We start from the raw sequence: 13,704 nt of genomic DNA, 5'->3' as shown, positions 1-13,704 counted from the left end.
GCACCATCATGAATAACTATCGAATAACCTCATCAAGAAGCATGCTCAAATTTTGCATATCAACTTCTATCGGTTTATACGCAAAAGTCATTCGAATTTTAAAATCTTTATCTATCAACAAAAAACGCGGGATACTTGAAATTCTATATATCTCTAAAAATTCCTTATTCGTACAAAGCCATTCCTCCACATTCTCATGCTTTCCGTCTTGCTTCACATAATCCCGCCATACTTTCACGTTTTTATCTATTGAAATTGCGATAAATTTAATATTTTCCTTCTTATATGTTTCAGCTAATGCGGCAAAATTAGGCGCTATCGCTTTACAGGGATTACACCAAGTTGCCCAAATATCCAAGTAAATCGGCATTCCTTTATAATCCGACAAGCGATGTTTTTCCCCGTCGACATCTTCGAACTCAAAATCTTTCATCTCAACCCCCTCTGTCACATATCGATTTTTATCCACAACATCCAACATGAATTTTTGTAAACGAGGATCCGACAACTGGTGTGCATATGCTTTCACTGCTGCACTATATTCAAAATTAGGATCTTCCAACTTTGTCCGATAATAATCATATAACTCTAAAAACCGGTCAAAATGCAGACGGCTCAAACAACCCTCTTGTAAATTTTCCAAAACGATCAATGCCGTTTGTCCATGGACATACTGGATAATTTCATTTTCAGCATATTTTCCTAACACATCAGTCATTTTACAAACAATCTTCGGGACGATCTCTGCCATTCTTTCACTTTTCCATTTTTCAAAATCCCCTTGACTTTCAAAAGATTCACCGTATCGCTGTGAATTTAAAATTCGGTCCACATACATACTATAAGCCGTAGCCCGTATTAATTCCAAACGCACACGAGTATCGTGAATAAATTTTCGATTTTTACTCACTTTATCCAAATCCAACCTCAACGAATCTGCCACGCGATCTACTTGTTTGCAATAGTCTTCAAATGAAAGAAATTCCCAAAACGTCACAGGCGATAATATATTCCCTCCTCTTAACATCTTTTGATTCAACCAAGAATTTTCATTCTTTACCCCTCCTTCAAACACGGAATTGTATTTATGGCGATGATTACATTCTACTTTCAATTTTTCTCCAGGTTTTAAATATAAAACCATATCTTGTAAGTAAAAAAATTCACCCTTATTATCTCGTACTTCAACAGAAAAATGCCAATCCCCATTATCCAAACGATAATCAGGCTGAATGGTATCTGCTAAATTAACCAACAAATATTCCGATTCCCGACTCAAAACCGGCATATAACGTTCAAATGTATAATGATCTTTCAAAACGACCTCTGCCTTTTCTGATGTATTACAAGCATAAAGACAACACAAATAAAAAAAGACAAATAATATTTTCATTTATCTGATAATTACATTATTCCACAATTCCTTGATCGACAAGAATTTCTCGCATTAAAGTATATTTTTCTTTTACTTTAGGATACTCTTGATATTTTATTTCAAATTCTTCTGGCGTATATGTCAATACAGCTAAAACAAAATCCTCTATATCAGCATCAACATCAGGTAACCAATACCACCATTCTTCTATGGGATTCGGTTCCAATTTTGAATATTTCGAATGATCATAATCCAAAAATCCGTATGTTTCCCATCGAGCCGACGGAAGATAGGTCTGTCCCGGATAACTAGGGGCAGGCTTCACATTAACCTTATAATACGTCCACTGTTGTTCATGATTGTAGCTTACTTTCTGAAAATCATTCATTTTTACAGGAGTTTTCGTTGCCAGATAATTTGTTGTTAGGTAAACAAGAATCCGATTAACAACTTCTTCACATTCACCCTGCCCCATTTCTGCAATCGCAGGAATGTTACCTATAGCCAAGGTTTCCATTCCTTGATAAACTTCAAGAAGGGGAAGTACCGGCATTCCATATTGAAAATTATATAGCGAATCCAATAACAGTATAGAAGTCTGGTGAAAAACTTTCGGCATTTTAGGCAACAACATTTCATCGACAAATCGAACACCTGCCAATAAATTTTCCTCAGATTTAATTAACGAAATTCGTTTTTCAACAAAATTTGTATTATTCGCACCATTTATCGAATAATTCAAATCCAATACGCGATAATAAATAATAGGATTTCCATCATAATCCACCCCCCGCTCTTCCCGACCAATCGTATCATTATAAAAAACAGGTATTCCCCACTTTTTATATAAACTGTAAACAGCCTGATCTACAGAAAAATCCGAATCATCTGTAATTACAAACCAATCTCTATCCTCTTTTGAAGGATATAAATTATCCTCTTTACCACATCCGGTAAAAAAGAAACATAAGAACATTAAATATATTACGCTTCTCATCGTTATTCCTATTTATTATAAAAAACTTCAATTTCCGGTCGGGGATCATTATCTTTTATTTCCCCCCGGTTAAATTCTATAACATGTTGAGGTACGGGCAAAACGTAAGATGCCGAATTTTCATTATACCGTTTCAAACGATAAGTCCCTTGGTATTCTACTTCCCAATTAGCATTTACTTCGTACTTGTCATGCAATACCTCTGTCTGGAAAGGACAACGTGAATTTACCGCGTAACGACGCAAATCAAACCAACGATGCCCTTCAAAACACAACTCCCGACGACGTTCATCCCGAATAAAATGAATCAATTCATTTCCCGAATAATTGACCGGGGTATAATTTGCTGCAACGATTCTTTTTTCCCGTAATCTCTCAAGTACGGCCCGAGCCTCCACATCTTTTCCTATCAATGCCAACGCCTCTGCTTTATTCAACAACACTTCGGGTAAACGAATCAAACACTCGGAAGAAACCATTCCATCTTCTGGTTTCGCCAATTTACGGGGAACATATAACGTCTCATAGTACATCGTTTCATATATACAAAACTTCTGTCGTAAATCATTAGCATCTTTCTGAAACAACTCCAACAAATCGGTAGAAATCTGATACATATCTCCCTTCATCAAATCATTGATTGCATTTCCTCCTTGGGAAAATATGATCTCGGGAGAATCCTTATAGGTTGTACTCGTTGGTTGAAGCGTACCCCATGTATCCGTTGACAAGCTAAGCGTATTATAATCCAACAAACCATAATTCGCAGCCAACACACTATCTGCAGCAGAAATAACGTTATCATACTCTTCCATGTAAAGATAAATACGGCTTAAAAAAGCCTGTACGGCATGATAATCTGCCCGATACACGGTTTTCTTTTTCTTTCCTTGCAATAATCTTTTGGCCGACGCTAAATCCTCTAAAATTTGTTTGTAAACTTCTGCTACCGTATTACGAGTAAAATATATATCCTCAATATATTCAGTTGTCTTTATCGTTACTCCCAAATCAGTATCAGCCGTTGCTTTCGCGTAAGGTTTTGCATAAAAATTTACCAGATAATAATAATACACCGCACGCAGGAAGTAACATTCACCTTGAATCCGCTCTATCTCTTCGGGAAAATCATGAATTCCTTCACTCTTTTTCAAGATCACGTTAACCACACTGATATGTTTGTATAAACGCTCCCAGGTATTATCTTTTACCATTTCACCCTCTTCGTTCGTATAAGGATAAGGAGCCCAAGTATAAAAGGCACTTAATCCTTCCCGCTGAAGATTACCATAATACACATGCTCCAACACATCATCTGTCATCAAATGAATCCAAGGGAAATAATAAGCTCCTTGTAAAGAGACAAGCTCACTCTGTTTTGCTACAGGCATATACCCTTCCCCCACCAAAATCTCATCTAAATCTGCTGCAGTCCGCGCATAAGTCAAATCTTGTGAATACTCTTCTAAAAAATCACTACAAGAAGCACATCCAAACAAGATCACACAACATATATATTTACAAAATTTTCTCATATTGTCTCTTTTTAAAATGAAACACGTAAACTTATAGAATAAGACGGACGTAAAGAAAGATTCAATTTATCCGACGATCCGGATTGTGAGGGATCTTGTCCTTTCAATTTAGAATTACACCATGTATGTACATTATGTCCCGTTAAACCGATACTAGCCGCTTTCATGTGCATTTTCTGACACAATTTTTCTGACAAGGAATAATTAAACGAAAAAGACTGTAATTTCAAATAATTACCACTAACAACCCTCAAATCAGAATTATCGTACATTTGCCACAAATTATCAGCAAAACGGATTGAAGCATAATCATTGCCATTCCACCATAATCCATATCCTATTGTCTCGTGATACGAATTATTGGGTAACAATCCGGGAATATTAGTATGCTTTTCATCGCCCGGTCGTTGCCAACGATGCACGAACTCCCGACGCACATTATTCTCCGGAAGGGGTGCTATCGTAGAACTGTTTTGATTACCATATAACTTCAACAAACGAATTTTAGACCCGATAGAATACCCTAAATAAACATTCAATGAAAAATGTTTGTAAGAGAAAGTATTCGAAATACCCCCCTGAATCACAGGAACACGCGTACCGGAATGTCTCATTACCTCCATATATACTTGTTCGCGATCCATCTTCAAATATTTTTCTGCTACCTCGTCTTTGTTAATTCCTTTAAACATTGGACGTCCGTCTTCCGGAGACAATCCATCAAAACAATACGAGTAGAACGTATTCAATGGTTTCCCTTTCACCAAGGCCGTACCGTTCAAATAATCCGTATAAAATATTTCATTTTCTGTCTTCTCAAAGTTATTCCCATTTACAGCTTTCGTTAATAAATTATTCACAACCTGCCCTAACTGAGGATCTATATCCCAACGAAATGCACCAATTTCTCCTGAAGACTTGATTGGAGTAAAATTAAAACTCAACTCAAATCCTTTATTTTCAATAGTTCCTGAATTAATAACATATTCATCTCTTCCGTTAATATCCGACACTTGTTTAGAAAGAAAAGCGTCTTTCGTCTTCTTATAGAAATAAGAGACAGTACCTCTCAACCGATTTTGAAAAAGTGAAAAATCAAGCGAAACATTCAACGTACCGGTTTTCTCCCAACGTAAGTTCGGATTCGGGTAATGAGCAATCGTAGACATATATTCTTCGAAATATTCATTCATATCCCCTTTCTTGATAATCAATTCCGGTGTTTGGGAATCCAACATATTTCCTTGGTATCCGAATGAAGCACGAGGAGAAAGAACATCTATCCAATGCACATTCTTCAATAAATTAGCTTTCATATCCCATGTTCCAGACACAGACCACACCGGCAGCAATTTTTCATTACTGCGACTTCCAAATTTATTAGAAGCATCCGCCCGCGTATTAAAATTAACCGTGTAAGCATTATTATAAGTATAAGATAAGGTAAAATAACCGGAAAGTTCGTTCGTGACATTATCCGTCATTATCCCTTTAGCTGTCTCATTTGTTAATGCCCATTCTGCATAAGCCGGGAATTGGTTATAATCCACGGAAACAAACATTTTTCCCCGTTCGGGAATATATCCCCGAGCTGTTCGTTGAAGTCCCTTATATGTACTTGAAGAAGCCTCGAAACCAATTGCAGCATTTATCAAATGCTTCTGATCCTTATCTAAAAATTTATTAAAATCCAGTTGTAACCGGGTTGTATAACTTTCGTTACGCGTGGTTGTCTGTCTATATTCACCTCCATAAGGCATCTTCGAAAAAGCCTTCGTCGCCAAGAGCATCTCTTCCCCATAATTCGTTCCCCTCAAGTTAGCGGCATACCATGTATTTGCAAGTAGAAAACTCTCCTGCAAATTGTTGTTGATAGCATACGAAAATATAAACTGCCCTTTCAAACTTTCATTCAAACTGTAATTTAAATTTGACGTTAATGTAATACCCGAGTTCGTGTATTCATCCCGACAATTATTCATCTCATTCAAGGCATTAAATGCCAGTCCGACCTTTGTACTTCCAGGACCACCTTCCCTATTATAATAGAATAGTGTTCCATCCTCATTGTAAGCTGGAATTGCCCTGGAAGTATAATAAGCATAATTCAATATATCTATTTCACTATTGGCATAATTTCGCTCGCCTTTATTAGCAGTTAAAGAGAACTGAAAAGAAAATTTATTAAACGTACCATTTATATTCATATTCGTCGTGTATCGCTTGTTTCCTTCTTTCCGAATAACGCCCACTTCATCTGAATATCCCAACGAAGCATAATAACGAATATTATCTGTTCCCCCGGAAAGACTTAAAGTATGGCTATGAGAAAAAGCATCACGCATCATCAAATCAAACCAATCAGTATTAACGGTTTCCAAGCGATCGATTTCCTGTAGCATCTGTTCCCCGGTAATATTCCCCTGGTAAAAATCGTTCAAAACACCTTCATATCCCACCCAATTCGTAATAGAAGGATACGATAGTCCTTTTTCCATAATTTCTCGGGAATAAGCGATACGCTCCTTGGAATTCATCAAATAAATACTTTTATCCGTATATCTCGGACGAGCCGTAAAAGTTCCAGACATACTATATGACAAAGCCGGGGTTCCCACTTTACCTTTCTTCGTTGTGATCACGATAACTCCATTAGCGGCCTTAGCTCCATACAGCGCGGTGGCTGATGCATCTTTTAAAATATCGATTCGCTCAATATCTTCCGGATTAATACCGGAAATCGCATTCCCTACCAAATTTACAAAATCCAGACTATTCGCTAGAGAAGCATTCACGTTCACGGGATCATGCAATACAATCCCATCTAACACCCATACCGGCTCTTGATTTCCCAACACGGTAGAAGTCCCTCGTACTCGAATTTTCGGAGTTGCTCCCACTTGTCCCGAATTTTGCATAAAAATCATTCCAGGAACTCTCGACTCCAATAACTGGTCAACCGTTTGTACTCCTGCCACTCTTATTTCATCCATTTTCAACGTCTGTACGGCACTCGTGTTCATCCGCTTGTCAATATTTTGGTATCCGGTAACAATCACCTCATCCATCGATTGTATATCCTCCTCCAAAACAACCCGAATCGTATCCCTCATGTTGGTTGCAAAATCAATTTTTCTTGATTTATATCCCACGAAAGAAAACTCCAACATTCCATTCTGCGCTGGCAACTGTAATGAGAAAAATCCTTTTACATTAGTAGCCGTACCTATAGAAGCACCGACCAATTTCACCGTAACTCCCGGCATCGGAATCTTATTTTTATCAGTAACCACTCCTTTCACATTAATCATCTGCATTGAAGTTCTCGCGTCTTTTTGAGGAACAATTAAAATAACTTCCCCATGAACCATAGCCTCCAAACGAGAACCATTCAATACGGCTCGCACTGCAGTCAACACTTTCACATCAGTCAAATTCAATGTTACTTTCTTGACTTCCTTTTCCAACTCCTCCCGCTTGTAACTAATCGAATTGTCACTTAATAGATTAATTTGCTGAATAGCTTCCAAAACCGAAACTTGATTCACGTTTAAAGAAATCAATTTTTCAGATTGTTGTCCATAAACATTTGGCAGGACCACGATCATCCAGATCAACATGTTCATGCTAATCCATAGCCATCGCCTACCGAAAGTAGAAAACATCTTCAGATGTTCCATTTTACGATTCTTTTTCATAGATTTGTAAAACATTTAATTATTAAATATACCTTGATCTATCAAGGTTTGAATGACCGGAAACATCTTCCACATGTTTTCGGTTATTTTTTTAAAGAATATAAACCACCGTTCCTCTTATTTCAAATTTGGGTCCTCCCAACAATGTCAACGTTTTCAACACACTCTCCAAATCCTCATTCCGATCAATTTTCCCTGTAAAAGTATGCTTTACACTCCGATCTCCTTTAAATTTATACGTCACATTGTACCACCGAGCCAACATCCTCATCACATCGTCCAACTCATCATCATCCAGCATGATAATTCCATCCCGCCACAAAGCCTGTGTTGCCACATTTACCTTCTTCACGGTAATCTTATCCGTCCCTTTCGTCCAACTAGCCTGCAATCCCGGCTTCAATGTTTCCGTTAAAGACAAATGATTCACGCTCACCAGCACTCGTCCGGTAAGCAATGTAGTCTTTGTTGTCAATTCATCCGGATAAGCTTGAATATCAAACGTAGTTCCCAGTACATGGGTCTCCATATCCCGCGTGTGTACTATAAAAGGATGCAAAGAATCCGAAACCACCTCGAAAAAGGCTTCTCCACTCAATTCCACCCTCCTGTCCTCTCCATTAAACGTTACCGGATACTTTAACCTAGAATCGGAATTCAAGAAAACTTTTGTCCCATCACTCAACACTAACGAATAAATACCTCCACGAGGGACTTCTATCGTGTTATATTCAACCTCAACACTTTCCGTCGGTTTTACATCATACTTCACCAATCCCGTCTGAATATTAATACTTGAGGATTTCGTGTTCACCAGAGTATCACGATCTTTTAAGGCAATCTTCTCGCCATCGTTCAAGATCAATACAGCTTGTGCCGTACCCGGTTCAATTACGGCCATTCTCGTAACAGGCTCTTCCACCTTTTCCCGTTGTATTCCCCACCAGAGTCCAACAGACAGCAACAAAGCAACTCCCGCGGCATAAGCACTCCATTTCCTCCACCCGATATGCTTCCGTTCTTTCGTCAATTGATCTAATTTTTGCCATTGCTCCTTTACATCTGAAATCTGCACGACCTCCTCAAACTCACCCAACGGCAATTTCTCCCGGTATTCCCGAAACCACGCCCGATGTCTTTCAGACTCTTCCAGCCATCCCCGTAGCGCCGCTTCCTCCTGCTCCGAAATTTCTTCTCCGACAAGTAATTTCCGGGTAATAACGTCAGCAACCTTTATCTCTTTTTCTATATGATCCATAACACACTATTTTCTAAACTACATCCTATAATTTCACAAGTCTAGAAAACGGGTGAATAAAAAAACGATTTTTTGCAAAAAAATTATCCGACAAATAAAAATGGCAATAAAACCCGCAAGTGTTTCAATTTCTCTCTCAGAACTTGATATCCCGCTTTTTTCAACGTCTTAACCGTGTTGGGAGAAATTTGCATGGCAACAGCGATCTTTTCCACGGTCATATCCTCCATGCTTAACTCGATAACTCGACGAGTTTGGGCAGGCAATCCTTTCACGGCCTGTTGCACCTCCCCACAAATTTCCGCAGAGACCAACAAATGGTCCTCCACTTCATACTCATCCCATTCCATTGCCTCTAAAATACGCTTATGAATAGCCTCGTCCCGGAGTTGAACCATAACCTTATTTCTGACAACTGTAAACAGGTAGGTCTTCACTGCCAACAAATTATTAAAATTCACACGATTCTTCCAATATAGAACAAAAGCTTCCTGAATAACATCTTCCGTCTGCTCTTTATCATGTAGCATCTTGTACACGTAGTAAAACATTCGTTGATACAACTCCTCGTGTAACTCCTTAAAAGCTACACGATCTCCTTTAGCCACTCGTTCTATATGCAAATTATCGAGCATGAATCATCGATATTGGGTTATACCAACACAAATATAAAAGAAAAGTGAGATAAAATCTCACTTCCTATTATTAAATCTTAATCTTTAACTTTTGCCCCGGTTTCAAATTACTTGCCGATCGATCTGTCAAACCATTCCACTTCATGATATCCCGGTTAGACACGCCCGGGTATTTCTTGGCAATCGACCACAAATTTTCACCCCGTTTAATCGTGTAGTAAAAAAACTCTCCTTCAGCCAAAGGTTCTGCCTCCACCTCCGCATTTGCGGCCACCCCCGCATATTTGGCATTCACTTTCGACTTGTAGTAATCCACCTTGTTATGAGGCACGTAAACCGTAAGTTTCTGCCCGATATTAATACGATCTCTCGTCATCCCGTTCCAGTATTTCAAATCGGACAAACGCACGTTAAACCTCTCGGCAATCTTCCCGATCACATCCCCGCTCTTCACCGTGTAAACCAATTTGGCTTTATTGCTGGGAACAGCGTGGGCATGGGCGTATTTCTTAAAACGGCTTTTCGGATCGGCCGTACGGTCACTATCATTAAAATACGTCTTCCGGTTATAAGCAAAAATCGTATCTTGTTTATCGATAAACTCTCCTACATAATTATAAGGAACCCGCAAGGCATAACTCTTTCCAAAACCGGCAGGTACGATATCCGAACGATACTGCGGATTCAAATCCCGGATTTGTTCCACGGATATATCCACCAACTTAGACACCTGCTCGAAATGCAAGGCATCGGAAATCATGATCGTGTCGCACATTGTGGGTAATTCATTCTCCAACGGGAAAATATTATGCTCTTTGTGATAATTAAACGTGTACATGGCAGCGATAAAAGCCGGTACATAACCGCGGGTCTCTTTCGGCAAATGGAAATAAATATCCCAATAATTCTTTTTACTTCCCGACCGCCGTATGGCCTTGTTCACGTTACCCGGTCCGCAATTATAGGCAGCGATCACCAGAATCCAATCTTCGTAAATACTATACAGGTCCTTCAAAAAACACACGGCAGCCTCCGTGGATCTCACCGGATCACGACGTTCGTCAATGAAAGAATTGATTTCCAATTTGTACATCTTTCCTGTCCCGTACATAAATTGCCACAATCCGCAAGCCCCCGCACGGGAAAACGCCCGCGGGTTCAAAGCGCTCTCGATCACGGGCAAAAACTTCAACTCCTGCGGTAATCCCTCCCGATCCAGAATCTCTTCAAAAATAGGGAAATAATAAGAACTCAAGCCCAACATCGTCCCCACTTGAGCACGACGTCTCACGGTATATAATTCAATATAGTTTCGCACAATATCGTTATAGGAAAGCTTTATCGCAGAATTCAATCTATCCAAACGCTGCAAATAAACAGAATCAGGCACGGAGGGCCCTGTCACCATCTCTGTCAAATAAACCGAATCCACATAATCCCCTTCTCCCAGCCTGTTAACATACCATTTACTATACAACTCATCCAATCGCTCGATGAAAGCCCCCGGAATAGAATCCGTCAACAACACCGGAGCCCCGGTATTCAAGCGGGGAGCACCCAATCGCACTTTCAACGAATCCCGATCGCTCTCTCCATATACTACATCTGAAAATAAAATCACACAAAGCCACAAAAACACAAAACGCATGTTCACTCCTTTAAAAATTAAAAGTTAATGTTAAACCTACGGTTCCCCCACTGACGGGCGAGAATCCGGTTGAGGGACGAAGATTCATAGACAAATCGTCGTTGATCTCAAAATCATAAAAATGTGCAAATACCGTAGCATCAATGATTTGTATCGCATATATAGCACCGGATACGATATACAACAAATCCCGATTCCGTTTATAATTATCTTTCTTCGTTTTCAACTGTTCCTGTAAACGCTTTCGCATGGACGCGTTGTAATTCTCTGCCGTTTTACCCGGCAACATCAAATTGTCCCAGCTCGAATGGGCCGGGTAAGGCGTTTCCGGATCAGCCTCCAAAGCGTTCAGATAAGCCGTGTAGTCCACGAATGCCGTACGGTATTTCTTGTAATACTTCATATTCCACGACAACCCGTACACGGTAGCCCCGATACCCCCGTACAAAATCGGCAACTTCCACCATTGCCGGTTATAAATCTGCCCGGAACCCGGTAAAATCATCGCCATGATCGTGGCCCGATGGGGAGAATGAGGTTTTTCGTTATCTCTTTTTCTAGCTCTCCTTTTCAACACTTCCTCTTTCCCCGTGAATGTCAAAGAATCCGAATGAATGATCGTGTCTTGCAAAAATACAGGAAAGTCCGAACGATATTCCGATGCCGTCACTCCCGTACAAACAAGCAAAACCGGGATAATCAAAACTATTTTCACTAAAATATTTCTCACTACAAAGTCTATTTCTTATCCACTTTATCCAATAATTCAACAATTCGTTCCAGATCACTATCCGATTTAAAAGAAATCACGATCTTTCCCCGTCCCTTCTCGTTTCGTTTCAAGTCGACCTTTGTGCCAAAATAACGAGCCAAATGAGTCTGTAACTCCATGTAATCCTCAATAGGCTGACGTTTCCTCTCGGCCTTCTTCTCTTTTTCCTCTTCGGGCTTCATCAACTCACGAACGATTTCCTCGACCTTCCGCACGGAGAAATCGTATTTCATGATCTGCTCGAAAACCATGTATTGGGTTTCCGGATCTTCTATATTAATAATAGCACGGGCGTGTCCCATACTGATTTTCCGTTCCTTGATCGCTAACTGTATCGGAGCGGGCAATTTCAACAAACGCAAATAATTAGAAATCGTCGTTCGTTTCTTACCGACTCGTTCACTCAACGCGTCCTGCGTCAAGTTACACTCGTCGATCAAACGCTCGTACGAAATCGCAATCTCGATAGCGTTCAAATCCTCCCGCTGGATATTTTCAATCAATGCCAATTCAAGCACGGACTCCTCTTCCACTTTACGAATATAAGCGGGAATAGTTTCCAATCCTGCTAACTTAGATGCCCGGTAGCGACGTTCCCCGGCAACAATCTCATACTTCCCGTCTTCCACTTCCCTCACGGTAATGGGTTGCACGATACCGATCGCCTTGATTGAAGCTGCCAGTTCGTGCAAGGCTTCTTCATCAAAAACGGTTCTCGGTTGGCTCGGATTCGGGCGGATATCACTTAATTTCAATTCCTCCTGTAACGCCGACGAGGCCGTCCCTCTTGGCTTTGCCTCCTCTGCCGCATCCGACAACAACGCACCCAAACCTTTACCCAATGCACTCTTTTTCGCCATCTCTTATTAATTTTAGATTTAATGATTTTAGATTTTAGATTTCAGCCGCACAAACACCCCCTCTTTCCTACTCTAAATTCTAAACTCTAAATGCTAAACTATTTCTTATTTTTCTCCAATAATTCGTTTGCCAAACTCAAATAATTCACGGAACCGCGACACTCTGCATCATAAAGAACAACCGGTTGCCCATAACTCGGGGCCTCTGCCAGCTTCACGTTCTGTTGAATCAACGTGTCGAAAACCATATCCTCGAAATGCTTCCGGACCTCGGCAACCACTTGGTTCGACAGACGAACACGCCCATCATACATGGTCAGCACGAACCCCTCAATTTCCAGAGACGTGTTCAGCCGTTTCTGGATAATCTTGATCGTATTTAACAATTTACCCAATCCCTCCAATGCAAAATACTGGCATTGCACGGGAATCATCACCGAATTGGCCGCGGCCAATGAATTCACGGTCAACAAACCCAGTGAAGGCGAACAATCGATTAATATATAATCGTAGTCGTCTTTCACCTTTGACAACACCTTTGCCATGACACTCTCCTTCTCCTCGAAATTCAACATCTCCAACTCGGCTCCTACCAAATCTATATTGGAAGGCAACAAAAACAATTTCTCGATATCCGTTGACAGAATCGCCTCTTTCGGCTCCAATCCATCCACCAGACATTCGTAAATAGTCGCCTTCAATTCCTTTAAATCATATCCTACACCTGTTGTCGCGTTTCCTTGAGGATCAGCATCAACCAACAACACCTTTTGTTCCAGTACAGCCAAACTAGCCGCCAAGTTCACAGACGTCGTTGTCTTTCCAACACCTCCTTTTTGGTTCGCGATAGCTATAATTTTTGACATAAATTCACGTTTTTCGATTATGTGGTAAAAATACAATTAAAAAGAATACGTCCCCCATTT

General features: G+C 40.1%; 10 protein-coding genes. All 10 read right to left on the bottom strand.

The features are described 5' to 3' along the window. Positions 1 to 16: 16 nt before the first annotated feature. The 10 genes from D8S85_RS00665 to D8S85_RS00620 all read right to left on the bottom strand — a co-directional run bounded on the left by D8S85_RS00665 (position 17) and on the right by D8S85_RS00620 (position 13,644). Positions 17 to 1,393, bottom strand: a complete 1,377-nt coding sequence (locus D8S85_RS00665) for a TlpA family protein disulfide reductase (RefSeq protein ID WP_106624347.1) — start codon at positions 1,391 to 1,393, stop codon at positions 17 to 19. Positions 1,394 to 1,409: 16 nt separating this feature from the next. Next, the gene (locus D8S85_RS00660; protein ID WP_127074701.1) at positions 1,410 to 2,372 is read right to left on the bottom strand and encodes a hypothetical protein; all 963 of its coding nucleotides are present in this window, start codon (positions 2,370 to 2,372) and stop codon (positions 1,410 to 1,412) included. A gap of 8 nt (positions 2,373 to 2,380) precedes the next feature. Then, a complete protein-coding gene (locus tag D8S85_RS00655) occupies positions 2,381 to 3,907 on the bottom strand; it encodes a RagB/SusD family nutrient uptake outer membrane protein (RefSeq protein WP_127074700.1) in 1,527 nt (508 codons plus the stop codon). Positions 3,908 to 3,918: 11 nt separating this feature from the next. Then, positions 3,919 to 7,605, bottom strand: a complete 3,687-nt coding sequence (locus D8S85_RS00650; protein WP_228423303.1) for a SusC/RagA family TonB-linked outer membrane protein — start codon at positions 7,603 to 7,605, stop codon at positions 3,919 to 3,921. 91 nt (positions 7,606 to 7,696) lie between these two features. Further along, entirely contained in the window at positions 7,697 to 8,863 is a 1,167-nt protein-coding gene (locus D8S85_RS00645; RefSeq protein ID WP_106624344.1) for a FecR family protein, read from the bottom strand. Positions 8,864 to 8,946: 83 nt separating this feature from the next. Further along, on the bottom strand, positions 8,947 to 9,498 hold the full coding sequence (locus D8S85_RS00640) for an RNA polymerase sigma factor (protein ID WP_106624343.1): 552 nt from the start codon (positions 9,496 to 9,498) through the stop codon (positions 8,947 to 8,949). Positions 9,499 to 9,568: 70 nt separating this feature from the next. Further along, complete coding sequence (locus D8S85_RS00635) at positions 9,569 to 11,146, bottom strand: lytic transglycosylase domain-containing protein (RefSeq protein ID WP_106624342.1); 1,578 nt, start codon at positions 11,144 to 11,146, stop codon at positions 9,569 to 9,571. 10 nt (positions 11,147 to 11,156) lie between these two features. Then, complete coding sequence (locus tag D8S85_RS00630) at positions 11,157 to 11,876, bottom strand: DUF5683 domain-containing protein (protein ID WP_228423302.1); 720 nt, start codon at positions 11,874 to 11,876, stop codon at positions 11,157 to 11,159. An 8-nt stretch (positions 11,877 to 11,884) separates the two neighbouring features. After that, entirely contained in the window at positions 11,885 to 12,778 is an 894-nt protein-coding gene (locus D8S85_RS00625; protein ID WP_106624341.1) for a ParB/RepB/Spo0J family partition protein, read from the bottom strand. 98 nt (positions 12,779 to 12,876) lie between these two features. Next, on the bottom strand, positions 12,877 to 13,644 hold the full coding sequence (locus D8S85_RS00620) for a ParA family protein (RefSeq protein ID WP_106624340.1): 768 nt from the start codon (positions 13,642 to 13,644) through the stop codon (positions 12,877 to 12,879). Positions 13,645 to 13,704: the final 60 nt, after the last annotated feature.

Origin of the sequence: Butyricimonas faecalis, from assembly GCF_003991565.1 — a bacterium.
GTDB lineage: Bacteria > Bacteroidota > Bacteroidia > Bacteroidales > Marinifilaceae > Butyricimonas > Butyricimonas faecalis.
This window is presented reverse-complemented; position numbering and strand designations above follow the sequence as displayed.

Coding starts and splice junctions, on each gene's coding strand:
- D8S85_RS00665 (WP_106624347.1), bottom strand. CDS start 1,393: ATGAAAATATTATTTGTCTTTTTTTATTTGTGTTGTCTTTATGCTTGT.
- D8S85_RS00660 (WP_127074701.1), bottom strand. CDS start 2,372: ATGAGAAGCGTAATATATTTAATGTTCTTATGTTTCTTTTTTACCGGA.
- D8S85_RS00655 (WP_127074700.1), bottom strand. CDS start 3,907: ATGAGAAAATTTTGTAAATATATATGTTGTGTGATCTTGTTTGGATGT.
- D8S85_RS00650 (WP_228423303.1), bottom strand. CDS start 7,605: ATGAAAAAGAATCGTAAAATGGAACATCTGAAGATGTTTTCTACTTTC.
- D8S85_RS00645 (WP_106624344.1), bottom strand. CDS start 8,863: ATGGATCATATAGAAAAAGAGATAAAGGTTGCTGACGTTATTACCCGG.
- D8S85_RS00640 (WP_106624343.1), bottom strand. CDS start 9,498: ATGCTCGATAATTTGCATATAGAACGAGTGGCTAAAGGAGATCGTGTA.
- D8S85_RS00635 (WP_106624342.1), bottom strand. CDS start 11,146: ATGCGTTTTGTGTTTTTGTGGCTTTGTGTGATTTTATTTTCAGATGTA.
- D8S85_RS00625 (WP_106624341.1), bottom strand. CDS start 12,778: ATGGCGAAAAAGAGTGCATTGGGTAAAGGTTTGGGTGCGTTGTTGTCG.
- D8S85_RS00620 (WP_106624340.1), bottom strand. CDS start 13,644: ATGTCAAAAATTATAGCTATCGCGAACCAAAAAGGAGGTGTTGGAAAG.